Origin of the sequence: Nocardia cyriacigeorgica GUH-2, assembly GCF_000284035.1 — a bacterium.
Lineage (GTDB): Bacteria > Actinomycetota > Actinomycetes > Mycobacteriales > Mycobacteriaceae > Nocardia > Nocardia cyriacigeorgica_B.
On the sequence record NC_016887.1, the window covers coordinates 1,974,949 to 2,000,333 of the forward strand.

Below are 25,385 nucleotides of genomic sequence, written 5' to 3' on the forward strand. Positions count from 1 at the left end.
AGGTTGCGAGCGGATCAGACGGTGTAGAACACCGTATCCTCGCCGAGTACCCGCCGTGCCGATTCGGGATCGGCCAGACGTGCGGCGATCGTCGCCCTCGCCGCATGGTCGGGCAGCACCTCGGAGAACTTCAATCCGCGGCATGCGCGCTCGTCGACCTGCGGCAGTTCGAGTGCTGGCAGGCGTGTGATCCGGTCGAGGATCGCGTTACGCCACATATCGACCGATAGATCCGGTCGCAGGCGGATACTGAAATCGTTCGGCCGCTGCGTCGGATCGACAATGCCGGAAAGAGACGCTACCAACGTGGCATTGGCCCGGAACCCCGCCCAGGTCCACCAGTGGACATGTTCGCCGTCGCGATGGATGACAGTCGCGGTCGGGTGAGCGTGGCCCGTCCCTTCGGTGGCCCGGATGTCGGACAGCTGGGTTTTAGCTCGCCGGGTCAACTCCACCGGCGGATCTGCCCCGAGATATATCTCGCGCATCGCGCGGGTGAGTTCGAATGACAATCCGCGCAAGCCCAGGTTCGACCATTTGGCTACGCCGCCACCCTCCGCCGGTTCCACGAAGGCACGCCGACGGCCCCAGTCGATATACGTGACCTTCCAACTTCGCCCACCGAGCAGCAGCAGCCGGGGTCCCGGCCTGTCGTCGGTGAGTACCGATGGATCGGTTCGGCCGATCTCGTCGCGGCCGGCCAGGACAGTGAACTGCGGTGGTGCGGTGAAGGCCGCTGTGAGGTCGAGGAAATGTCGGCGACCGAATCGCTTCTCAGCAACCGGGCCCATATGCAGTAGTCCGCCGTCATCGTCGAGGTAGCCCTCGGCGAGAAGATGCTGAAGTATCGGGGCAGCGGAGGCGTCGAAAGGTGCGATGCCGTTCCATTCCTGTGGCCATAGCCGGTCGCCGATATGGTGATGCTGCAGCGTTAAGGCCATCAGCTGCTGTGCGACAAGATGTCGTGGTTCGGGCGGTGCCGTGATGGGCTCGACCCACCCGCGACCCCACAGGAGCAGCAGGCCGGCGGCCTGTACGAGCGCGTCGTTGGTGGTTGCGAGAAACAGACAGTTGCGGACGCTGCCGGCGCGGCGACCGGTGCGCCCGATTCGCTGGAGGAACGACGCGACCGTCGTCGGTGCATCGATCTGGATCACCCGGTCGAGGTCGCCGACGTCGATCCCGAGCTCGAGGGTGGATGTGGAGACGATGACGCAGTCGCGTGCCTCGGCAAATGCTTGTTCAGCGCGGGTGCGTTCGTCGACCGAGAGTGAGGAATGGGAGAGAAATACCGTAACGTCGCGTTCTCGTAAAGCGGCGCCTAGATGTTCGACTTGTCGCCTGGAGTCGCAGAAGACCAGCCGCTTCTCGCCGCGATGTAGGGCAGCGATCACTTTCGCGGCATTGTCGAGCGATCCGACATAGTCGAGTTCGACCTCACCCGGTGGAGGTGTGGAGGTCTTCACCGTCGTCGGCAGCTGGACATCCGGGGCGACCACTCGGCCCGGCCGGATGCCAGCGCCTGAACCCTGTAGCCAGGTGAGAAGGTGGTCCGGGTTTCCGACCGTGGCCGACAAGCCGACTCGCTGAATCGGGCGGCCTGAGATCCGCTGCAGTCGTTCCAGTACCGCCAGTAGGTGCCACCCACGGTCATCGCCGGCAAAAGCATGCACCTCGTCGACCACGACCGCGCGGATACTGCTGAGAAACGCGTTGTGGTCGGTCTTTGTGCCGATCAGCATGGCTTCCAAAGACTCCGGCGTCGTCAGCAGGATATCGGGGTGCTCGCGGCGGATCCGGTCACGCTTGGAGTTCGAGATATCGCCGTGCCATAGAGCAGCGCTTCTACCGAGCCACTGCGCGTACGCGTCGATTCGCGTGACCAGGTTGTTCAGCAAGGCCTTCAGCGGGCACAGGTAGAGGATCGACGTGCCGGTCCACTGATTCTGTGCCATGGCACTCAACAAGGGGAAGCAGGCGGCCTCGGTCTTCCCTCCTGCGGTCGGCGCGAGCAGAACGGCGTCCTCGCCGTCGATCAGCGGTGTGATCGCGGCCTGTTGAAGTGGCCGAAGGCCCGGCCAGCCCAGTGTGTTGACAATGTGGTGGACAACCACGGGGTCGAGCCGATCCCAGGGGTTCTCGGTCATGGGTCCAGGTCGATGTCGTCGGCGCGTACGAGGTTCCGCTCGGCATTGGTGAGTTCGGCGGACTTGACCGTCAACCTGTAGTGCTGTCGCGGATCGAAGTCGGGAAACTGGTCGACCCGGTCGAGAACGTCGGCGACGAGCTTCTTGAGGAAGAGACGAGGTGCCACGCCGACTTTGCCGCCGAGAGTGCCGCAGACGGCAGCGGCCAGATCAGCGATGTACGCGTCATCGGCGATATCGCGAATCCTCGCTGGGTGCTCACTACCATCGGCATATAGATCGCGGATGGTAATACCCAGTGCGACAAGGGAGTCCATGGTGAATCCAGGCAATCGCAGCTGCACAGCGCGAGGATTGTCGAAGCGGGGGTCGGTGGTGAAATCCGTAGCGACACGCTGCGCCAGCGGTGCGAGGCGTTGCACCCCCTGCTGGCCGTCATAGAACGCGGGAGTGCCGGTGATCAGCAAGTACAGTCCAGGAAACCGGCCGGAGTAGACCTCGTCGATCAGTTGGCGCAGTGCGTTGAGTGCTTTGTCCCTGGCGTCGGAGCGCACCCGCTGGAGAGTCTCGACCTCGTCGAGTACCAGCAGCAGACCACGATGCCCACTGTCGCGCAGCGCGGTGAGCAGCCCCTGGAGGAATCCGAAGGCGCCGAAATGGTCGAGTTCGCCGCGCACACCCGCGGCCCGCCGCGCCGACGCGGCAACGTTCGGCTGCCCGCCCAGCCACGCCAGGATCGCGGCGGCTGTCGCCTCGTCACCGTCGACCATCGCCGACCGATATCCACGTAGCGCCGTCGCGAAGGACGGCGCATGCCGGGAAACCTCGATCAACCGGGCGGCCATGAGGTGATCGACCGCTTCGATGAGCGAGTCGTCGTCGGCGCCCGTCGCCAGGGCGTCTTCCTCGAGAGCGTAGAACCAGGCATCGACCACCGAGCGCAGTGCACTCGGCGGGAAACTCGATGTGGTGAGTCGCTCGGTAAGTCGCCGGTATACCGTTTCCAGCTTGTGCAATGGAGTCTCGGTTTCGGAGATCTGCACCTCCGACACGGCGAAATTGCGCCGTTTCGCACGCTCGCCCAGCCATCGGGCGAAGAACGTCTTACCAGATCCGTACTCACCACGTACAGCTTTGAACACCGAACCGCCGGATTCGACCAGGTCCAGCTCGTCGTCGAGAGCGGCCTCGAACCGGTCCAGCCCGGTCGCCAGCAGGTCCAGTCCGCTCTCGGGCACCGCGCCGCGTCGCAGCGCATCGATGACGGTGCGCCGCCGGGCCGCGCTGACCTGGGTTGGCTGGCTACTCACCAGGACAGTCTCGCATGGTCCAGTGCCAAGCCGACCAGCACGCGTATGAGGAATGTGGCGATGCGTGGCGTCGAAAAGTGTCGGTCCGGTGCGGCATCATGGCTCGAAGTGGTGCATCGATCGGTCCTCCGATTCAGAGGTAGCGGATGAGAAACGAATTCGAAGCGGTGTGCGCGAGGTGCGGGTACGCACTCGGCCCAGGTCAAGGAGTAGTGCATACGCGGTCTCCTCGGCCGTTCCCGGTCCTCTGCGATTCGTGCATGTTCGAGGTCGCCGATGAGGAGCGCGAGGCTGCCGAGCAATTCGATTGAATCCGTCCCGGCTGTCGTCCCAGTGCGAGCTCCCTGACGAGCTCGATCCATGCGGGTGGCGTCGGACCAGGTCCGGCGCCACCCGCACGGTCAGCGCAGACCGAATTGCGACCGCAGCAGCGCTACGTTCAGCTTCAGGGTGCGTCCATCCGGAAGGACCTCGAGCACTTGTGCTCCGTCCACATTGAGCAGTTGTCCGAGTATCGCGGCGAAGCCGGCGGCCCGGGCCGGTGGGTCGCCGACACGCTGGGCGAGTGCGGTCGTCGATTGTGGTCCGTCGAAGAGCGCTCGAATCGCCTTCTCCAACTTGGCGGTAGTGGGCTTACGCGCCAGCTGTTCGAGTTGCGTGGCAAAGATCTCAGAACTGAGCAGTCCGTTGATCAGCCCGTCGGCGGCGCTAGTCGGTGGTGACAGAGGCTGGGCGCTAGGCAATGGAATATCCAGCGTGATCTGGGCGGTCAACTTCTCGGCGGCCTTGCCGGCGACACGAGCCCGCGTTGTCGGAGCTGCCGCGGCGGCGCTCGCCTGCGGCAGTGCTTCGGCGCTGTCGCGCCACCATGCGGGACGCTGATCGCCGAGCTCGCGCCATCCAGAAGGTGGCGGGGCGCCGAAGGGCAGGAACGCCAGTACCGGAATGGTGATCTCAGCCAGTGCGGCGCCGCCGTGATAGCCGGCCTTCTGCGCGCTGTAGCGGGAGTCGTTATCCCACAGCGCAACGATTGACGCACCGGATTCGGGCCACACGACGCGGGGTCCGTGCAGGGCGATTTCCGTTTCGGCCAGGCGGTCGTACTCGCCGAGTGGCAGGCGGTGCCGTGCCGACTCGATGTTTTCCGCTTCGACCGACTTTCCGCGCCGGTCGATGACGTGGCCGTGATCGCTGGTGATCAGCACAACCATGCCCTGGGCCGTTGCCACCGAGATCAACGCTCGCAGATCTCCGATTTCGCGAGTCTCCCAGCCGGAGTCGTCGAGTTTGGCTTCCTTGGCGAGTCGGTCGTCGATGGTGTTGAGCACGATCGCGACATGGCAATCGGGGTCGGCGAGTGCCGCACCGAGGTCGGCGCCGAATCGTTCACCCGGTGTGCTGCGCAGGTCGCTCTTGTGGAAGACCTGGGCTCGCTTCGCACCCCAGAACCGGTGTTGTGGGAACAATCGTTGCTCGGTTTTCTGGTCACCTTTCATCAGCTTGCCCGCGAACAGGGAGGTACGCGATACCGCGGTCAGGCTCGGCAATGCCGCGGCCATGCACCGGCGATAGGGGGTGCCGGTGCCGGGCAATGGGTCGTATTCGGCGAAGGTTCCGCGCAGTTCGCCGGCCAGCTCGGTCGCGATCGCGGCGCTCATGCCGTCGACAACCAGCAGCAGCACACGATGATCGGAGGCCAACGGCCGAACGACGCGATGCAGGAAGCTCTCGACGGTCAACATTTCCCCCGGCGAGCTGCCCGATTCGGTCCACACCGCGAAGTTTGTCGCGAACTCTCGATCGAACTCGTAGCGGATTTCGCGAGCTCTTGTCACCAGCGTGTGGTACGCGATGCGTAGCGAGGGGTCGTCGTCACCGCCCGCCTCCAGATAATCGATGGCGCGATCGGCCCATGCGGTGTCGCGCATCTGCTGGTCGAGAGCTTCGGCGACACTTCGGCCGGTCGGGTCGGGGTTGGTGCGCAACCACCGGTGGAGGCGCTGCGCCATCCGAACTCGACCGACTCGAACTCGGTGGTCGGGGGCGAGGTCGTGCTCACGCAGCCTGATCACGGCCTTATCGATATCGTCGCTCACACCGCCACCGAGTGCCTGGCCCGCGGCCGTGAATCGAGCCTCGAGACCCGCGGGGAGCAGGGGGCTGTGCTCGGCCGCCGTTGCTGCGCCGAACTGGCGCACCAGGAGATCGGCTTCGGCGAGTACGGTATCGGTGATCTTGCGCGCATGCCGAGCCGCCTCGTCGGCTTCGTCGTGCAGGTCGGTCGAGGAGCGCGCTTTCACGAGCAGATCACGGATGTAGTCCTCGCAGGTGCGGCCGAAGGTTGCCAGCATCCGGTCCAGCCCCTGCCCCACCGCGGGCGGATGTTCACCGAGCCAACGTTCTACACGCCCACGCGCTTGGTACACCGCATTGTCCGGGGCGGCATGCTGCCACAGGGCTGCGCACACCAGTCCGTAGGCGACCGATTCGGGCCCGTGTCCGGCGCGAACGAGGGCAGTGATTATCGCCCCGGTGGCACCGGACTGCTCCGTTTCGCTGAGGAAGCCGATGAGCCCATCTCGTTCGGGCGCCCGCAGATCCAGTAGCAGTTGCGGACCGCCCGGACGCTGGGACCATTCGAGCAGGCTGAGTGGATCGATCCGGTCGACCTCGGCCCGAATGCCCAGTCGGCGAGTGGCGAGCGCGGTGAGAGCGGGAACACGGGAGAGGACACCGCCGGCAAGGGCCGTCGGCCACCCGTGCGCGCCGGCCGCATCTAGCAGCGCCTCGCACGCCCACCCGTCACGTTTGAGCAAGGGGTCGACCGCCGTGGCACCGAAGGTTTCCCGCACGATGTCCCAACGGTCCACGGTGTGCACGCGCCCGCGGTGGGTCCGTACCAGAATGGCCGGATCGAGGTCGTGCTCCTCGACACTGGTCAGCACCACCAGCACACGCGGATCGGGCGCGATCTCCCGAGCATGTGCCAGGACTGTTTCATGCACCGACAGCGGGGAAGTGCCGACCGATACCCGCGCGCGCCGTCCATCGGCAAGGGTCAGGACCGGGTCTCCCTCCCACTCGGGTTCACCGCGTAACAGCAGCGTGACAGGGTCACCGGGGGCGCCGAGAACCTCGGCGAGCCGTTTGTGCGAGGAGAGGTACTGGGCGACCGTCGTTCTCGACAGTCGCATCGCGGTTGTGACGGTGGTACCGGTCATTCGATGACCCGCCACAGGATTTCGACCGAGGCGCCGGGTTCCAGCTCGGCGAGCTCGGCCACCTCGGCAGAGAACTTGGCCACCGCATCACGAGCAGTTGTGGTGTATTTGCCGGACCGACGCCTGGACCGCGTGCTCTGCGGTGTGCTGCCATCGAGCGGCGGATTGCTCGTTCGGGTCCCGAGGTCGACATCATCCGCTTCGGCGGTGCGTCTCGTGGTCCCCTCGGATATCGGTGAGATCGGTGTTGGAGATGCTTCCCTACGCTTGCGCTCGTCCTCCTCACGGAGTTTGCGGGTCGTCAGCGCGGTGATCTTGGCATCGGTGCTGCGCAGCGCGTCGGCCAGATCGGCGGAGCGCTGGTCGGATCGGGCGACGTTCCGCAAAGAGTCCAGCAGTGCGGCGCCTTCGGGTCCGAGCAAACTGGCTTGTTCGAGATTTCGCCAGGCAGCATGAGTTAGCGCCGCGATCACATTCTCGGCGGATTTGATCGAGGTGGCATAGCGGTCCGCGTTCACCTCGGCGAGGTCGAAGTGGGCGAGCGCTTCAACGGTCTTCTTGGCGCCCGCCGAGCCGCCGCCACCGGTAGAAACGAGCGCCGACAACAGGGCGAGCGAGCGACGAGCGAGCGCGAGCCGCCCGCTGGGTTCGTTGTCGTCGAGCCCGAGGAACTCGGCATGCTTCTCCAACTGTTCGACCAGTCGGGTCGCAGCGTCGTGGTACTTCGTCGCGGAGCTGCTGATCTGCCGGGCGAACAGCTGCACCGGCCCGCCGCGTCGCAGTGTCGGCGGCTTCTCGCCGAAGATCACTTCGAAACGATTTCGGGCCGTGTCCCAATCCGATTCGCTCGGTAGCGGCTGGGTGCGCAGCGCGTCCCCGGCGTGAATCTTGGTGAGTTCGGGCGTGTCGATCGGCACGCCGCCACGTACCCAGATCCTGTCGTCCATTTCAGCGAAGGACGCGATCACGAGATTGGCGATGTGTGGTTCCAGGCCGCGCGGCTGAGGCAAGTCGATCCAGTCGCCGAGCGAGATCACCGACAAGTCGCCGGTGCTGCCCGCGTTCTGCGCCGACTTGCGGAAGTGGTCGGCCCACCGCCTGGACAGCTCGAAGTACGCCTCCTTCTGCTGGCCCAGGCCGAGGGGTTCAGCCACCCGCCGCATGAGCGCACGGTCCTTCGCTGGAACCTCGAAGCGGTTATCGCGCGCCTCGGCTGCCCCTTTCACGTGCGCGAGAATGGTTTTCGCATCGGTGGGCTTGACGGCGGTGCCGGTGCCGTCCGGGTCCAGGTTCGGGTGCTCCGGAAACTGGTGGGCGAGGAGTTTGCCCGCCAGCGTGCGGATGGCGTCGTGCATCGACTGGCCGATGGAGATGGTGAGGCCATCGATATCGGGCAGCGGGTGGAACAGCTGGTCCAAATCGTTGGTCACATCGTCGGGTTTGCGTTCTGCCAAGCCGTACGCCTGTTTGAACGTGGCCAGTACCCGCTTGCGCAGGGTTTCGCGCTGGGACTCCAATAGCTGCTTAGCGCTGGCCCGATTGTCGGGATTGAGATGCTGAGCGTATTGCGTATCGAACCGGTACGGGTCAGCGAGCGCCTTGGTGACCACGAGCAGGCGCCGGAAATCCTCCCAGCGCGGTTTGGTCAGATGCGACGGCAACCATGCCACCGTGCGTGGATGGTTGCCGCCCTGCTCCTGCTTGAGCCGCCGGATACGGTCGGCGTCCTCCACCGGCCCGAGCAGGCCCTCGTCGTAGGGCAGGTCGACGACGATCCGCCAGAGCCCCTCGTACGTGGGCTGTAGATCATGGTTGGGCAGGGCGTCTTCGTCGCTGACATTGCCGAAGATCACTTCCACGGTGCGATTCGAGCCGCGCCAGACGAACCGCAGCTCATCGGCATCGAACCGGCCGTTGGCGCGATCGAGACCGAATTCCTCGGCGAGGAGGTCGCGAGCGAGTGCGAGCCGGTTCGATGGGTTGTCGTTGACCTGTGCGTTGGCGAGCACCAGCTCCACGTCCACGCCGGACAGCTCGAGGCGCACACCGGGATTTACGTCGGTACCGGTGAGTTTGATCTCCGGGAACCGAGCGGCCCACTCGCCGATCATATCCTTGATCACGCCCTCTTCCCGCCCGGGAATCATGGTCGTGATCGAACCGTGGTTGAGCGCGCCGAGGCGGCGAATGGTCAAGTCGCGCAATGCTGGAACGCTGGGTGCGAGTGCCGCGAGCAACACTGTGCAGGCAAGACGGTTCTGGCCGACGAACTTCTTGCAGTTGCCGGCGAGCTTCGGATCGGTGATGGTCTCGCGCCGGTTGAGGTAGGCGTCGATGTCGTCTTCGGTGACCTCGCACGAGCTGAGCAGGTACGGACGCAGCCGCGTCTTGTACAGCTTGTCGGCGGCTTCGAAGAGCACCTTCTTGTCGGCGACGAACGGCCGGTCACCGCCCCGGGTGAGCTGCTGGTAGAGATCGCCCAGCGGAACCAGATCGCCGAGGCGCAGCTCGTTGCGGTGGTCGGCGAGAAGCTGGCCCATCAATTTCAAGCCGGTGCGAGAACGCTGCAGGGCCGCCGAAATATGTACCAGCGTGTCGAGGAACGCGGGGGAGAACGGGTAGCTCAACCGGAACGACGCTTCGTCGGCGCCGGTGGTGCTCTCGTCGGAACCGAGAAGGGTGTCCCACACCTTCGGTCCGAGCTTCTTGGTCTTCTCGAACGCGGCGTCGATCTCCGCGCGCGCGGCGGCATCGCGCGGCTTCAACAATCGAGCATGAGCGATTTGTGGAAGGTTGCGGTCCTCGAGGCTGATCAGGTCGAACCGGCCGGAGGCATGGTTGAGCGCATCCTGGATCGCCGATTCCGCAGCACCCGCGAGCTCTTCACCGACCAGCTCGCGCAGGTCGCGCTGGCGGGCGATGAACGAGACGATCGGGATCGCTCGGCGAGCATCACCACCCTCACGGAAGTTGGTGATCTTGCTGGCCTCGCGCGCCACGCGTTTCTCGTCGTGGATGAGGCTGGCCAGCCAGAGGATCAGCTCGTCGAGGAACAGGATAATCGCGTCGTAGCCGAGCGACTTCGCGTGCGCGGCAATGACGCTGAGGCCGGCATCGAGGGAGATGAATCCGCTTTCGTCCTCGGCGGCGCGCTGAGCGAACCCCGGAAGCAGATGGGTGCCCGCGTCGTGCACCAACTTGGCGCGCAGCTCCGGCGGCGTGGTCGGATTCACCAGGTTCAGGCCGCCACCGTCATGCGATTCCGATGCCGACAGAGCGGTATCGACCTTCTGGGTAGTCCAGAACGCGGTCGACTCACCCCATTCGTCGTCCTCGCCGGCCTGATCCTGGTTGAGGACAGCAAGGAAACGATCCTCGCCCATCGAGGCACGCAGTGCCCGCAGGTCGGTGAAAAGGGCGTCCGTGCGATACACCGGGGGAATCGGTGCCTCCGGGTGCTTCTTGCGGACGAACTCGACGTAGCCGCCGAGCACCCGTTGCTCCATCGCCTTGGCGTCGATCATGTGATACGGCACCATCAGGAACTTCTTGTTGTCCGACAGCAGCCAGTCGTGCTTGGTGATGACCGGATCGAACTCGCCGCGGGAACGGGCCACCGGGTTGCCGGAGAGCAAGGCGTAGAGCACCGCCATGAAGTGCGACTTACCGGCACCGAACGAGCCATGCAGGAACGCGGGCTTGGAGGTGTTCCCGTCGAGCGCGGACTTGATCAGCGCGAGAGCTTCGTCGAAATTGCCGAGTAGGCGGTCGGTGAGGACATAGTCCTCTACAGCTTTCGTGGAGCCTTCCTCGGTGACCGCATCGGCGAGGGTGAGGACGTAGTCCGAGCCGGCGACGTGTTCCTTGATGTCGATGAGGTCGCGCAGCAGTGGGCGCTGGTCCATCAGTTGTCCCCCTCCGCCGTTGCGGACTTCTTCTTCGTGGTGCGTTTGGTGGTGGCGCGGCGGCCTCGGGTCGCGGGCTGCGGCCGCCAGTTGCGGAGATCGTCGTCGGTGAGGCCGTGTTCGTCTTGCCGGTCTCGGCGGTCACCCGCGAGGAAGGTCGAGGGCGCGATGCCAAAATTCGGGTCGACCTCGTTATGCCACTGGTCCAGCCAAGGCTGGAGCTCGAGCAGACCTGCCAGGAACGGAGTGATCTCTTCGGTGGAGAGATTGTGTTCGGCGAGGTAGATGGCGATCGCCATGGCCTGCTCGCGATGGTCCCAGCCCGCCCAACCGTAGAGTTCAGGGGTGGCGACGTTGGCGGAGCCGTAGGAGATGAAGCGTTCCTTGGGCACGTCGAGCTTGCCGCGCGCCTGCCAGAAGGAAGTGCGCAGGAAGTCCGCCGAAGTGTACTTGGGTGGGACCGGGATGGAGTCGCGGAATTTGTTCTTGTTGTGGCCGTCGGGCATCGCGTCTTCTTGGCGCTGCATGTCCCAGACGTGTTCCCAATCCGCGCGCTTCTTCAAGCCGGAGGGCTTGTAGCGCAGGGCGGCCAGGAAGGGGACGTGCTCGTCGGTGATCAGGTCTGCCACGACCTGCGCCAAATCAGTGCGGGGGGAGTACAGGGCAGCGACGGAGACGAAGTCTTCGTCAGCGGCGAGACGGTCGGTGAGCCTGGACAACGTGAGTACTTGGGGTTGGCCGGTGTCGCCGAACCACAGATCGTATGACTCCATGCGATCGAGCAGCCATGCGCGCAACGCCTTTTCTTGTAAGGCCTCCCAGCCGTCCGTGGCCCAGCGACGCTTATACTCCGGCCGTTCGATCATCCCGATAGCGCGATTGGACTCTATGACTTCGATACGTCGACGGACGATTTTCTGGTACGTGTCGGGCCAGTGGTTAGGAAGGCTCGTAACAGGCTGCGCGGCGTGCCTAGCGAACCACTCACCAGATGCTTCGCCACGCGCCGCTTTACGCGCCAATACGATCTCAAATGCGCGTTCTCCGAAGGTTATTTCCGGAATCTCGTCCTTGACTGCTGTCAGGTCATCCCGCAGCAGGCTGTAGAGCCCGTAGACCTGCCAATCGAGTTCTTCCTGAAGTGCGATCATCTTCCGCCTGATGGACTCCCAGCGGCGCTTGCCGTTTCGAAGAGTTTCCGCGGTCGGCGTGGCGTTCGATGTGATGGTCGCAGGTTGCGTCTCCGCCAGCTGTTCCGCGAGCGAGTCCAAGGCTTCGCCGAGGGACCCCGGGTACCTGCCCGGGAGGGGGAAATCCTGCAGCTTGGTGCCGGTGAACTCGAAGAACTTCTCCCATGACTCACTGGCGATGCCACCGCCAATGCCACCGTTACCCTTGTCGTGGCTCACCATCTTGAGCCAGAAGCAGGCGGTGGAGCTGTTGAGCAGCCCGACCAGCCGCAGATGCTCCTCCTCGCTCGCCCCCTCCGGCAACTTGATCACCGGCGCGGACTGCTTGAACACCTTCCCGCCCCGGTCCAGCACGAAATGGTTGTGCGTCGCCACGAAGGCGAAGGGAATGCCGAGTGGTTTCCTGTACCTCTCGGTGAAAAACATCGAGTATTCGAACCACGTAAGTCCGCGTGCGACCTGGGATTTACCGAAAGCTACCCGATTGCGAAGAATAACTCGATGTGGCCACAAAGCCCGCGTGACCCGTTCTGAGGCTTGCGCTTTGAGGGTGGATTCAGAATATGGCCACAACGACGCGGTGGCCTCAGCGATGGAGTAATCCCGGACCTCAGTGCCCTCGACGATTGCGCGTCGGTAGTCGGGTTCGATTCCCTTGCGTCTCAAGCAACCGTTGCCCAACATGTACGCGCTATCTTCACGCGTGATGGCGCCTGTTCCTATTTCGGTGGTGACAGATCGAAGCTTGTCTTTTGCGGATTCATGCAGACGCTCGACCATCTCAAGACCGCCGTCGAGGAGGATCCATGGCTGCTTGTTGAAGTAGCGGGTTCGCTCAAGATCATCGACTGAAACCCACTGGCTGACGCTTCCGGGATTGTCGATTTGCTCGACAATTGCACTCCAGACCCGTCCATTCTCAGGACGCTCGGGAGCCCGTGGTTCACCCTGTACGCTTCGTACCGTTCGAACGGTCGTGCTGCGGCTGTTGCCGGAACGTCGCGTGCCAATCAGGATTACTGTCGGTGTGCCGTGGCCTGGTATATACGCTCCGGAAGTATCGATGACCTCGGTGAGTTCTACGGTTTGAGCAAAGTACTCCTCAATCAGCTTGGTGCCGAACTCGCGCTTCATAAAGGAATTTGCGGTGATCTGCCCGACTCGACCGAATCCGTGCCCGTCGTGTTGGCCAAGTCTTGCGAGTTCGAAGAACCGCTCCGCGAATGGAACGGATAGTGCGTACGACCCGGAGCAAGACTTGTAGAGGCCGCGGTACAGCTCGTTGAGGTTCTTGTCTTTAACGGTGATGTAGGGCGGGTTTCCCACGACGACGTGGTACCGACCTGGTTCGAGAATTCCCGGGTAGTCGTGGACGTCCTCGGTAGCGTAGGAGAATTCGGCCAGCGGGTCCCGGTGGTCGCCGTCGAAGGTGAGCTCTAGCTGCCGTGCCTTGATCAGCGAGTCACCGACCGCCAGTTTGATCGGCCACTCGTATCGCGCGGCCTCGGCCAGCGTGCGCACGTTGGCGGCAGCCATGGCGGCTACCAACAGACGGAAGCGGGCAATGGCGATAGCGAACGGGTTGATGTCGACCCCGTGCACCGAGTTCAACGCTGCGTGGACGCGTTCATGCCGATCCTTCGTCGGTTGTTCATCGGCCCACCGCTGAGTCAGCCGCCGGAACGCACCGAGAACGAAGTGTCCCGATCCGCAGGTCGGATCGATGAGTTGGATGGTTTCGTAACCGAATTCGCGGATCGCGGGCTCGAGGGTGCGGTCGAGGATGAACTCCTCGACGAACTCCGGGGTCTGGAGTAGCGCGTAGTTCTTGCGGATGTCCTCGGAGAGATCTTGATAGAGGTCGCCGAGGAAGCGGGTGTCCCAGCCGTTGATGCCGTCTTCGTCAAGAGGGTCGGTGAAGTTGTGGACGAGGACGCCGTGTTCGTCACGGGTGCGCCAGAATTCGATGAGTTCGCGGGCGCCGTCGTGAGAGACGGGGATCTGGTAGAGGGCGTTGTGGTTGGGGTCGAAGAGGAGTTTTCCGGCTTGCCCGGCGCCGAGTTCGGCGAAGGCGTTCTCGAGCCAGCCTCGGTAGGTCGGGTCGGGATCGGTCTCGACGTAGGCGTCGTAGCGGGCGTGGGCGAGTTCGCGACGGTCGTCCGTGGGGCCGGTGAGGTAGGGGTCGGCGATGAGGTGGTTGTCTTCGCAGAAGCGGACGAAGACGGTGCCGAGGACCCACGCGACGGCGACCTGCGTGACGCGCTCGCCAAGCCACGAGGACTCGGTGGCGGCGGTGCGGTTGAGTTTGCGGGCTTGGGCCCATTCGTCGTGCAGGCGTGCTTTGACCTCGGGCAGCACGTCCAGCTGCTTCTCGAGGTCGGTCTCGACCGCGACCACCTGCTTCTTCAGGTCGGCGAGCAGTGCGGCGCGGTCGATCATGCGGTTACTCCTGTGTCGGTCGAGGCGCTGGTGCGATGGATATTGCGGATCCACGCTTCGGGCAACTGGATCCATTCGTTGAGGGAGGATTGGTACGGCACCGCTTCGGTGCCGAGGTGAGGTTGGCGGAGGGGATCGGACTGCGGGCACAGCAGCCACAGGCCGCCCTTACCGCGTCGTGCCTGTTCAGCCAGGCGGCCGAGGACGCCCATGGCGTCGTAGCGGGCGAACACGAGTGTGTCGGTGAGCAGCAGTGGGCCGTCTCCCGCGATATTGTCGGCGATCTCGGTTTCGATGCGGCCCCACGCGGTGCGCGCGTACTCACTGAACTTCAAGGCAGCGCGCGACCCCGGCTCGGCGATATCGGCGCGCAGGATGGTGTCCCAGGTGGGTTTTGTGCCCGGAGGAACCAGATCGTGCATGTTCGCCAGGAACAATGCCGTCGCCGACATCGGGCGCACCGAGAAACGCTCGCGCAGTTCGCGAATGGCAGCGGGGGTGGCTGAGGTCGGTGAAGTGGGGGAGGTGAGTACCCGGAATCCGTCCCGTGGTGCGGCACCGGTCAGCAGCTCCTCGGCGCGGGCGGCCTTGGCCATGTCCGGATCGTCCGAGTAGCTACCGGCCGCGTGGCTGTTGACGGCGGTCGACCAGCGCGGTGCGTGCGCGGTATAGCTGGACTGCAGGTCGGCGTGCTCGGGGATATAGCGCTGGATGCGGGACTCGGGGTGGGTTGCCACCACCAGGTCGAATCCGGCCTCGCGCAGCGCTTTCGTCAGCTCCGGGGTCGGTACATCGCGGTCGCTTCCCGCGATGACCAGCTCCGGGAATCGTGCCAGGATCCGCTCGAAGACGCGCTCGGCCCGCAGCCCGGTCTGCTGCTTCAGCGGAACTCCGGGGGTGAGGGTCAGCAGTCCGGCCTGGGTCAGCCGGACGGCGCGCACCAACGGGAGGTCGCGCGGATAGATCTCGAGCCTGGGTGTCACGGCGGCGTTGCGCGACGCGCTGACCGCTACCTGCACGAGGCGCCGCTCGTCCAAGGCGAAAGTGCCCGCGGGAGGTTCGATCGCGCCCAGCCGATCCAACACGGTCGCGGCCGTCGGCAGTGTCTCCTGGGCAGCCAATGCATCAGCGGTTCTGCCCAGGCGAAGGGCGTAATTCGCCAGCGCCGGTGCAGCCGGGGCACCTGGGCCGGCTTCCTCGCCCGCCTCGAGTGCCAGCACGACCACCGGATTGGCGCCGGAATCGCGTTTCTGCGCGGTGTAGAGGGCCGCCTCATCCGGCGTCAGCTGCTCGACCTCGACCACGACGCGCACGGCAGCCAGACCCAGTGCGCGGCGCTGAGCTCGGTCGTCCAGCCGGGTGCCACGCCGGGCGGCCAACGCATCGGCGAGTTCGGTGGCCGCCGCGACCCGTCCGAATTCCTCGAGCAGCTCCAGCACCTGGTCGCGGAGAGCCTGGACTGCGGGGTCTTTCTTCCACTGCTGCCGTTGAGCTTTCAGCAGTTGCGCGACCCGGCCCGAGGTCAGATTCAGGGATTCGGCGACCGACGATTGGGTCGGCCACGCATCCAGTTCGGGGAGATCGCCCGCACCGGGAATGCGCAACAGTCGTGCCACCGCATCGACCTTGCTGGCATTGGAGCCATTGTTATTGCGCTCCGGCACAAATCGAGCGGCCAGGGTATCCAGGCTCAGCGTGCGGAGCAGGCCGGCGCCCAGATCGGCCTCAGCGGCGTCGAGTTCCTGCTTCGCTTCCTTCCGTGCTTGCGGTGTGAGCGGTGCGGGCTCCTCTTTGCCGAAGCGACGGCCCCATTCCTTCAGCCGGTCCTGGATCTCGCGGCGGGCGCGAGCGCCGAGGCCGGGTGCGTTGATCAGTTTGCCTCGGCCGTAATCCAGCAGCTCACCGACCGTGTTCACGCCCAACCCATAGAGGAACTGCTCGGTGGCAGCGGTCAGGCCCGCCTGCGACAGGTGGGTTTCGACGGTCGCCTGCTCGGCGATGAGGCGGCGCTGATCTTCCGGCGAGACCTCATCGACATCGACGGGCTCTGACGGATGTGAGCTGAGCGGTCGGGACGGCACCGAGCGACTCATGTCGAGGAAGATTTTGCGCCACGCATCGCGCATCGGCTTCAGATCCGAAAAGCGTTGTCCTGCATCGCGATGTAGCGCCTTCCGGAAAAAGGCGACCAAACCGTCACGCACAGAAGCGTCGAAAGCGTCGGCTGCGATCTTCGGATATGGGAACTCCGCGGGGTCCAGCTGGCGCGGCAATACGCTGCCGTCACCCCATCGAGGCAACTCGCCCGACGCCATCTCGTGCAGTGTCACGGCCAGCGCGTAGCGTTCCGCCTGGGCGTCGTAGACGCTGCGAGTTAGGGTACCGATGAACGGGTCGAGGTAACCGTCTGTGCCCGCATCGGTGTTCTGTACCGGGTACCCCGCCAGTGAGAAGTCGATGAGGACGAGTTCGCGGGTTCGGTTGGGACGCACGCGGATCGCGATGTTGTCCGGTTTCAGGTCGCGATGCCAGACGCCTTCGCCCTCGAGGAAATCGCTGGCAGCGAAGAGGTAGTCGCTGTAGGTCTCCAGGCGCCCGACCTGAAGGCGACCGTTGTCGCGCAGCTCGCGGGCGACGGTCGCCTCGGTGCGGTGGTCCGAGTCCTGGTCCAGGCCCTGCTCGTCGCCGACGTACTCGAGGACCAGCGTCTTGCGCCCCCCGAGTACCAGCACACCCGGATCGACCAAATTGATCACACCGGAATGTCGCCGCAGGCCACGCAGCACGCCGGCCTCGCGCTCGAGTAGGTCGGCTCGGTCGTCGGAGAGCGCGATCTTCAGCACCACATAGGTTTTGGCGCCCCGCTTGTCGGTCTCGGCCTGCAGATCGCGAACGAGCAAGGCGCGGCTGGTCGATCCGGTGCCCAGGCGGCGGCGCACCAGCCAGCGGCCGGCAAGCACATCGCCTGGGACAGCGTCCAGTGGGTCCTTCTCCTCGGTCACGACCTCCTCTTCCGCGGGTGCGGTCAGCGACTCCTCGACATCCTCGACCAACTCGAGGAACTCATCCATGGAGGTGAGCCGCTTCGACGGTCGATAGTCCGTCGCCGCTGCCACCAGGAGATCGACATCGGAGGGCAGGTTGTCGACCAGTGCGCTCGGACGCAGGTCCTCACCGGCCTCGAAGCGGGCCAGCAGTTCCGCCTGTGTTGCCGCGGGAGCGCGACCCGTCACCAGGAGATAGGTGAGCAAGCCCAGACCGTAGACATCCATGGCGATGGGGTCGGGCGATGGCGCGGACACTTCGGGCGCGAGATAGGCGTCTGAACCGGCGGACAGGTGGTGTGCCGACAGCAGAGTCGGGGCATGCCGGGTCATCGTCAGCGCCGTGCCGGCTGAACGTTGGGTAGCAACCTGCCAGTCCGAGATCTGCAGCCGCGGTGAGCGCCACCGCTGCGCCTCGCCGGCTCCCGGCCGCGGAACGACATGGATCGAACGAGCGGCCAGTGCCCGGTGATACAGCCGGGCCGAATGCGCCGACCGCAAGGTTTCCGCGAGCTGTCGCACTAGTTCGATGCGGTCACCGATATCCAGTGACGCGCCGTGGCGGGCAAGGTAATCGTCCAGGTGCAGTGTGTCCGGGTGGTACCGGAAGATCAGCGCCGGTCCCGCAGTATGGGCCGACGGGTCGAACAGCTCCAATTGCACGGCCCCTGGATGCCGGAACCTGCGTAGCACTGCGGCTTCTCGTCGAGCGGCGGCGTCCACCGACTTGCGGGCCTCCTCATCGGCGCCGCGTTCACGCAGGTAGAGGCGAACTCGGACGGGCTCCCGCAGCTCGGTGTGAACGGCCAGATAATCCTGCCAGGTCGGGCCCGCGTCGAGCGGCTTGCGCTCCAGCAGATACGGGCCGACGGTGAAGTCCGCGTCGCTGCGCCGGATGCCGATCTGCTCCAGTGCCTTCTTGATCGCCCGCGCACGCTGGGCGTTGATCGTGTGCTTGATGTCGCGGACCGGAGCGTGCAGCCGATCGATCAACTCCCGGACCGTGTACGTGCTCGCGCGGTCACCTGTCGGCAGATCGAAGCGCAGCCCCGAATTGGTGAGGCAGACCGCCGAGCTCAGGAAAACGCGGGCGCCGTTGTCGCCGAGCAGGCCGGCCAGCTCTTTGCTCTTCTGGTTCACCAGGTGCAGCGGGTTCCGGTGGAACCGGCGATCGCCGCGCGTGGTGGTCTGGACCCAATCCCCACCCTCGCTGGTGAGCCGGCCGCTCCAGTCCTTGAGTTCGATCATGTAGACGCCGTTCGCGGCGATCACCAACAGATCGACCTCACGGATGTGCCCGGTCTTGGCGGTGAAGGTGAAGTTCGACCAGGCGTACCACGGATCGACATTCGGCAGCTGCGTCCGGATCGCCTCCAGCCCCCGGCGCTCATGCTCGAAACTCGACTCGGTGACCGTTGTCCACCGACCCTCGTCCATAGATGCGCGTCCTGTCCTCGTAGTCTCGTACGCCTCTCGACCTTCGCGAAGGACGATCGACCGTGCGATGTCCACACCGTTCGTACGGTACGTGCGTACCGAGCGATCTACCGCCGATACGGCCCCATCTGCCGCAGCCACAGTAGCCTGCCCAGGTGGTGTGCCGATCCATCGGTCGACCTGCCGATCTTCGGCCGTCCGATGGGTAGCGTGCCGTCATCTAGAGGTGGATCGGCGCGACTCCGCTTTGTGTTTCGCGGCTCACCGATCACGTCTACTGATCGGGCAGCAGCCCCAGTCGTGCCCGGACCTTGTCGACGGCCTCGCGTGCCGGACCGCGCTGTATGGCCACCTTGCCGTCGTCGAAGACGATGTTGTTGCGCGCCGCGGCGTCCGCCGACGCGGCAGTCAGCGCCTTGTCCAGCCCGTCGTGTTCGGAAAGTCCCATGCGATTGTGATCCATGGCGCGCCTATCTGGTCGTTCGCTGAGGCATGATCGAGTGGTCGATGTAAACTCTAAGAATAACTGAAAGCAATGTCAATCAGGCCTGGGAGTTGATTTTTGCTCACAGCGCGGCGAAGGTTTCCGGTGGGGACCACAGAGGAGGCGGTATGTCGGAGGTGAGTGCGGCCGAGGTATCTCGGCTCGCCGGCGTTACGCGCGCGACCGTCAGCAACTGGCGCCGTCGACACGACGACTTTCCGCCAGCGGTTGCCGGCACTGATTCGCGCCCGCTGTTCGACCTGCAGCAGGTGCGGTCATGGCTGCTCGACCACGGGTTCACCGTGCCGGATTCCCCGGCGACGGACCTGCGTACCCTGGTTCGCTCGCAGGAACCCCGGCTTATCGCGCAGGTGATGACGGAATTGCGCAAGTCGGCTGACGGTTGGTCCGTCGGCGGCGCGAATCGTCGTAGTTCGAGCTTCGCCGCGGAGGTAGTGGACGCGGTTGCCCGGACTGCCGAGAGAGATGGGGCTCGGACCGCGATCGACACCTTGGCGGAGCGGGCGATGGAGAGCTCTCCCATGACTGGGGTGTACACCACGCCCCCTGAGATCGCGGCGCTCATGGCGGCACTGTCGAAGACATCGACCGGTCCCGAGCTCCGAAGTTGCTTCGATCCGGCGTGCGGGAGCGGTTCATTGCTGTTGGCGGCAGCTGAAGCGGGGGCGACCGAGCTGCACGGTCAAGACCTGTCGAAGATCCAAGTCGATCGCACCCGGCTCATGATCGAGGCGGATACCGACCTCGATGCCGACGTTCGGCAAGGCGACAGTCTGATCGCGGATGCCTTCGCCGGTCGCCAGTTCGACGCCGTGCTATGCAACCCTCCTTACGGCCAACGTGATTGGGGTTCCGGTGAGCTCGCGCTGGATCCACGATGGGACTACGGTCTGCCGCCCCGTGGTGAACCAGAACTCGCCTGGGTGCAGCACGCCCTCGCGCACTTGCATCCAGGGGCCGGCGCGGTGTTGTTGCTTCCGCCGGCGGTGTCGACACGGCCCTCCGGACGCAAGATTCGCGCCAATCTCGTGCGGACCGGCGCCTTGCGAGCAGTGATCGGTCTGGCTCCGGGCGCTGCGCAGCCATGGCATATCGGGCTGCAGATCTGGGTCTTGCGCCGTCCGCAGCCGGATAGCGAGGTGCCGGATGCCGTGCTCTTCATGGACACCGCGACATCATCAACGAGTACCTCGACCGATGACCAGGCCGAATGGGGCGGAGTGACCGCAGACGTCGTACCTGTTTGGCGCGCTTTCGATATGGGGGACTACGACCGGGCCGAGATATCCGGCGTGGCGGCAGTGGTTCGGCTCGTCGACGTCCTCGACGAGATCGTTGATCTCACACCGGCCCGGTATGTGCGATCGTCGATGGACGCGGAAGTGGTTTCCAAGCAGGTCGAACAGGCTGTGAACAGCCTCGCCACCGCTGCCACCGAGTTGACCTCGTTGACGTCGGAGCTGACCGGCTCGTCGGGACGAGCGGGGAGTGCATGGCGCTCGGTGACGGTCGCGGACCTGGTGTCGCACGGTCAACTCGAATGGATTCGCGCCCGACCAGAAGCTGCCGACCGTGCCGTGCCGACCGACGTCAGGCCGGTGCTGACGGCTCCAGATGTGGCGACTGGAAATCCCGCATCGGCCACCACTGCGTCTGTGCGTCCGGCCGAGATCATCGAAATCCGGCCTGGCGATGTTCTGATTCCGGCGGTCCGCAGTGATCGACGTGCCGGCCGCACAGCACGAGTCGCCGGAACCGAGGATGCCGGCGTGGTCCTCGGACCGCACGTGCACGCGCTGCGTCTCGATACCGACGTACTCGACCCGTGGTTCGTCGCGGGGTTTCTCACCGGAGCCGAGAACGTCTCTGCCACAAGAACCTCGACCATTCGGTTCGATCCCAGTCGTCTGCGGCTGCCCGTGCTGTCAATGCCGGACCAGCAACGATATGGTGTGGCATTCCGTCAGCTGTTCCGGCTTCGCACGGCCGCAAGCCGCGCGTGTACAGCCGCCGAACACGTCGCGGAACTCATGACGACTGGATTCACCGCTGGGGCGATAGTTCCGGGCTCCGACGAGCGCGGGACGGTGCGACGGTGACCGACCACTGGGACGATTACGCCATGCTGCGCACCGCGCTGCTCGAACACCCGATGACGGTTCCGCCCGCCCTGCGCTCGAGTCTCAGATCCTACGGTTCGGTCCAGATCGAGGATCTGGTAGAGGCGGAGGCTGTCACGGTGTACCTGTCACCGCCGACACTCGCGTCCGACAACGGCGACCTGCCCATGTTGTCGGTGAAGGACGTTCGGCTCGGCCGACCACCATCGAGATATGGCTCCGCCGATACCCCCGGAGCCGTCACCGTGCGGTCCGGGGACATCGCCGTCGTTGTCGGGGTGGGTGCCGCGATCAGTGTGTGTACAGACGGTGGAATTCTGCTAGGCCCCGGGATTCACCTCGTGCGCTGTAATCCCGACACATTAGATCCGCATTTTCTCGCATGCGTGCTCCGCGGAGCGATCGATACCGACGATGGTTCTCCGGTTGATCTGTACGGGATCGAGGTTCCGCGCGTTCCGCTCGCCGAGCAACGCCGCTACGGTGTCGCATACGCGAGATTGTGCGAGCTGGAAGCGTCTTGGCGCCGCCGACGTGCGAACATTGAACAATTGGTGCGCACGGGCATCCGAGGACTGGCGACGGGCGCGCTGCAGCCAGACCCTGGTGAATAGCGCGGCGTATCGGCTCATCAGGACTCACGGAGGTAGCGGCGGTGAAACCGCAGGTCGTCGGAGATCGGTACGAGCTCATCGGGGAGATCGGCTCCGGCGGGATGGGGCAGGTCTACGAGGGATTCGATCGCCATCTGAAACGCCGGATCGCCGTCAAGTTCACCCAGCAGGGACTCAACGCCGACCCTGACTGGACAAAGCGTTTCTTCCGGGAAGCGGAACTGATGGCGCGGCTGCACCATCCCGGGTTGCCGACTATCCACGATGCCGGCAGTGTTCCGGATAGCCCCGAGCGCCCCTACCTCGTGATGGAGTTCATCGAAGGTGTTACCTTCGGCGAACTGCTGGCCCGGCGTGGGCCGCTACCAGTGGGTGTCGTCGCCACACTCGGTGCGCAAGTGGCGGCAGTGCTCGCGGCTGCCCACCGGCACCGCATTTACCACCGCGACCTGAAGCCATCGAACCTCATGCTGTGCGCTGACGGGACCGTGAAGGTCCTCGACTTCGGTCTCGCTGTGGCCCTCGACGCCGATATGAGCCGCTACACCAGCACCGGCCACACACTCGGGACGCCCGCATTCATGGCGCCGGAACAGGTCGAAGGTCGATCGGTTGTCCCGCAAACCGACCTCTACGCACTCGGTCTGGTGCTGCACGAACTCCTCACCGGTGATCGAGTCATGACCGGCAGTACGCCATATGCGTTGTGGCAGAATCAGGTCCACCTGCCCTCCCCCGAGATTCAGGAGATCTGCCCGGACGTACCGGACGATATGGCACGGCTCATCATGAGCATGCTCGCCAAGTCGCCGGACCAGCGGCCTGAGGACGCCGCCACTGTGCATTCTGTGTTGCTTCGGCATGCGATCGACCTGGGTGCGCTTCCGGAGATCAATGACCTGCGCGGTCCTGCTCTGATGTATGCGAAGGCCGTTGGTGTGACCGGGTCGCCAGCTGTCAGCGCGCCCGATGCGGTACGTGCTCCAGTGGTCTCGGAGCCAGATGACGCGCCCGAAGGGGATGCGGTAACGGTCGAATTCAGCCGCGGGGACCTGCAACGCGCAGTCGAGCGCGCGGGCGACCTCGCGGATGACTCACGCTACGACCCGGCACTTAGGCAGCTGGAATCCGCGGTGGAACGCGCCGCTACCTTGTTCGGTTCCCGAGATGCGGATGTGGTCGAGGCTCGGTTGCGGCTCGCCCAACTCCGATTCGAAACCGAGAATTACGCGGGTGCCGCCGAGGTATATCGGCACCTCGTCGATGACATCGGTGCCGAGCGTGGGCCGTACGACGATCAGGTCATGTTCTGTCAACGGAGTCTGGCCATCTGCGAAGTGCGAAACGGTGATGTCGACGCCGCCATCGCCCGCCTGCGACATCTGCACAGTCAGATGGCAGTTCGGTACGGCGAGCAGGATCGTCGCGTCATCGAGCTGGCGGCGTTGATCAGGAGTATCGAAGGCCCCTAGGGTCGAAGAATCGCGATTGCGCGTGGTTGCGATCGACTGTGAGGAAAGCGCCTGTACAGTCACTGCGTATCGGCAGGTTTCTGGCTCGAGTTCAGGCGTGCCGGGGCCGAGTCGCGCTGCGGTGGCTATGCTGTGCCGCATGGGGGGTTCACCTGACTACCTGTTGGTGGGTTCATCGGATCCTCTGCAGCACAAGAATTGTCGGGATAGGGGTGTGCATGGGGCGTAGTGGCGAGGTCAAGGGCTCTGTAAAGCGCGAGCTCTGGCGGGCGGCGAACGGTATGTGTTATCGGTGCCGCCGCGAGCTCGACGTCGGCGTTGCGGGGGCGGTACCCACTGCGGAGACTGCACATATCCACGCCCTTTCGGATGCGGGCCCACGCGCTGATCCTGGGATGTCCACGGAAGAACGGAATTCCGTAGAAAACCTGTTGCTACTGTGCCCCAGCTGTCACGACATCGTGGACAAGACCGAGGTGGGCGCCGAGGAATTGCGCACATTGAAGGCGGTGCATGAGCATTGGTGTGCAGTGCTGCGAAAGGCTGGCCGATCCTGGAATGCCCGCTACAGCAGCGTCGACTACCTCAATCTACCGCGCATAAGTATGCAGACAGACGGACTTGGTCTACATACGATTGCGAATGAGGTGGGACTGGATCCGACGCGACCATTCAACGGTCAGCGCTCCGCAGTGGGCATGTTCGTGCACCGCATTCAGCCGATCTTCGAGAACTGGAATGAGCAGGCAGTGCAGCTCGATGTCGAGAATGTTGATGTGCTGACGCAGGGTCTGACGGTTGCCTTCGATGGACCCATGTGGGTGGTGAACCCGCCAGGGCGTCCTCCGCGGCCGATCACCGGTTCGTGGGCACAGGATCCATATCTGACTTTCACGCTCGGCGACCGAAGGGTGAAGATCCGATTCGACCCTGAGTGGCTGACCACCGCTACGGCCACGACCGATCTAAATGCGGCTCAGAGAGAGCCGATTGTATACACGGGGCTAGGCGTGATCGTCGGTATTTCGGAGACCGAAATCAAGGTATCGGCGAGGCTTTTCGGGCAACCAAAAAGTCCGATTCAAGCCATGTTTGAGTATGCACGCCTGGGAAGCCGGCGCGAGCTGGATCTGGCGGACTTCGCTGACGAGCTGTCAGGATCCAGGGCGGAGGACGTCGCCGCGCGGCAGCAACCCATCTCGATGACCCTGCATAGGGTCGTATTGCATTTCGATGAGGTTCAGGTCGTTCCCATGCAGATCGAGAAGGAGGTATTCCGAAGGCTGTTGCGCGTTGTTCCGGAGTATCGCCGCGAGCTTACTGCTACTGCAGCATTTTCTCCTTCCACATGGGAGATGAATCGGGCAGGGTTGTCCCCGGCCGAGATCGCATTGAAGGTTTTCGATGGGGCCGGCTTGCGGGAAGGTCTGTCCGTTCCTGGTTTCGCCAACATGATTCGCCAATACAACGTCGCTGCCATCGTTGTTGCTGGACTCACTGCCTCCCAGTTGCAAGACCTAAATGATCTGCTCCGACTCGATATTGATTACTATTTGGGAGCCCTCGAGTATTCACAGGATAAGTCGATTCATCGGAGGCTATACGAATACCCGACCAAATACAAGATCGTGGAGAGAGACCTCCGCATCCTCTACAGCGCAGCGGATGTAGCATTCAGTAATGACGAGTTGCCGGACGACCTGATCGACGATTGGACGCACACTGGGCTGTTCAGCACCGTCGAATGGGAAGAGGATCCGGAACGCAGTAGACGCGATGAGGCGGAGGCGCGTCGAATTTTGGAGATGTTCACCCCGTACGGGGAGGACCCCGCCCCACCACCCACTGACGAGCTGATGGACGAGCCCGGTGATCCTCCGACTTTATGGTGAGAGGCATGGACGCTTGGCGGCACGATCCACGGCTGATGTGGCTCAGGTAAGCGGTCGGGTAGGTTTGATCGGTTATGCATGAGCATTTC

11 protein-coding genes and 1 pseudogene are annotated in these 25,385 nt (G+C 64.3%); 5 read left to right on the forward strand and 7 right to left on the reverse strand.

Features of this window, described 5'->3' with window-relative positions; genetic code table 11:
• Positions 1-14 precede the first annotated feature (14 nt).
• The 7 genes from NOCYR_RS08905 to NOCYR_RS29690 all read right to left on the reverse strand — a co-directional run bounded on the left by NOCYR_RS08905 (position 15) and on the right by NOCYR_RS29690 (position 19,141).
• Positions 15-2,147, reverse strand: coding sequence for a DEAD/DEAH box helicase (locus NOCYR_RS08905; RefSeq protein WP_014350027.1), 2,133 nt, complete (start codon positions 2,145-2,147; stop codon positions 15-17).
• Positions 2,144-3,457, reverse strand: coding sequence for a BREX system ATP-binding protein BrxD (gene brxD / locus NOCYR_RS08910; RefSeq protein WP_014350028.1), 1,314 nt, complete (start codon positions 3,455-3,457; stop codon positions 2,144-2,146). Before brxD ends, NOCYR_RS08905 begins: the two co-directional genes overlap by 4 nt.
• A 401-nt stretch (positions 3,458-3,858) precedes the next feature.
• On the reverse strand, positions 3,859-6,678 hold the full coding sequence (gene pglZ, locus NOCYR_RS08915) for a BREX-2 system phosphatase PglZ (protein ID WP_014350029.1): 2,820 nt from the start codon (positions 6,676-6,678) through the stop codon (positions 3,859-3,861).
• On the reverse strand, positions 6,675-10,583 hold the full coding sequence (gene pglY, locus NOCYR_RS08920) for a BREX-2 system ATPase PglY (protein ID WP_014350030.1): 3,909 nt from the start codon (positions 10,581-10,583) through the stop codon (positions 6,675-6,677). The genes pglZ and pglY overlap by 4 nt, the downstream gene beginning before the upstream one ends.
• Complete coding sequence (pglX, locus tag NOCYR_RS08925) at positions 10,583-14,212, reverse strand: BREX-2 system adenine-specific DNA-methyltransferase PglX (protein ID WP_014350031.1); 3,630 nt, start codon at positions 14,210-14,212, stop codon at positions 10,583-10,585. Before pglX ends, pglY begins: the two co-directional genes overlap by 1 nt.
• Positions 14,209-18,693 carry a BREX system serine/threonine kinase PglW gene (gene pglW / locus NOCYR_RS08930; protein ID WP_014350032.1) on the reverse strand — a complete coding sequence of 1,495 codons (4,485 nt, stop codon included), beginning with the start codon at positions 18,691-18,693 and terminating at the stop codon, positions 14,209-14,211. The genes pglX and pglW overlap by 4 nt, the downstream gene beginning before the upstream one ends.
• Before the next feature lie 274 nt (positions 18,694-18,967).
• The gene (locus tag NOCYR_RS29690; protein ID WP_158430146.1) at positions 18,968-19,141 is read right to left on the reverse strand and encodes a hypothetical protein; all 174 of its coding nucleotides are present in this window, start codon (positions 19,139-19,141) and stop codon (positions 18,968-18,970) included.
• A gap of 164 nt (positions 19,142-19,305) precedes the next feature.
• Between NOCYR_RS29690 and NOCYR_RS08940 the strand changes: the two genes are divergently transcribed.
• The 5 genes and pseudogenes from NOCYR_RS08940 (at position 19,306) to NOCYR_RS08955 (ending at position 25,296) form a co-directional block, all read left to right on the forward strand.
• The gene (locus NOCYR_RS08940) at positions 19,306-21,297 is read left to right on the forward strand and encodes an N-6 DNA methylase (RefSeq protein ID WP_048833200.1); all 1,992 of its coding nucleotides are present in this window, start codon (positions 19,306-19,308) and stop codon (positions 21,295-21,297) included.
• On the forward strand, positions 21,294-21,932 hold the full coding sequence (locus NOCYR_RS08945) for a hypothetical protein (RefSeq protein ID WP_048833201.1): 639 nt from the start codon (positions 21,294-21,296) through the stop codon (positions 21,930-21,932). The genes NOCYR_RS08940 and NOCYR_RS08945 overlap by 4 nt, the downstream gene beginning before the upstream one ends.
• Positions 21,933-21,973: 41 nt before the next feature.
• Positions 21,974-23,404: a serine/threonine-protein kinase gene (locus NOCYR_RS08950; RefSeq protein WP_014350036.1), complete on the forward strand. Its 1,431-nt coding sequence runs from the start codon at positions 21,974-21,976 to the stop codon at positions 23,402-23,404.
• 281 nt (positions 23,405-23,685) lie between these two features.
• Positions 23,686-23,850 (forward strand): annotated as a pseudogene (locus NOCYR_RS30985) (HNH endonuclease); the annotation flags it as partial.
• A gap of 15 nt (positions 23,851-23,865) precedes the next feature.
• Positions 23,866-25,296, forward strand: coding sequence for a hypothetical protein (locus NOCYR_RS08955; protein WP_148280576.1), 1,431 nt, complete (start codon positions 23,866-23,868; stop codon positions 25,294-25,296).
• Positions 25,297-25,385: the final 89 nt, after the last annotated feature.

What these genes read in the sequence shown, in the direction of transcription:
- NOCYR_RS08905 (WP_014350027.1), bottom strand. Translation starts at nt 2,147, where the DNA reads ATGACCGAGAACCCCTGGGATCGGCTCGACCCCGTGGTTGTCCACCAC.
- pglZ (WP_014350029.1), bottom strand. Translation starts at nt 6,678, where the DNA reads ATGACCGGTACCACCGTCACAACCGCGATGCGACTGTCGAGAACGACG.
- pglY (WP_014350030.1), bottom strand. Translation starts at nt 10,583, where the DNA reads ATGGACCAGCGCCCACTGCTGCGCGACCTCATCGACATCAAGGAACAC.
- pglX (WP_014350031.1), bottom strand. Translation starts at nt 14,212, where the DNA reads ATGATCGACCGCGCCGCACTGCTCGCCGACCTGAAGAAGCAGGTGGTC.
- pglW (WP_014350032.1), bottom strand. Translation starts at nt 18,693, where the DNA reads ATGGACGAGGGTCGGTGGACAACGGTCACCGAGTCGAGTTTCGAGCAT.
- NOCYR_RS29690 (WP_158430146.1), bottom strand. Translation starts at nt 19,141, where the DNA reads ATGGGACTTTCCGAACACGACGGGCTGGACAAGGCGCTGACTGCCGCG.
- NOCYR_RS08940 (WP_048833200.1), top strand. Translation starts at nt 19,306, where the DNA reads ATGTCGGAGGTGAGTGCGGCCGAGGTATCTCGGCTCGCCGGCGTTACG.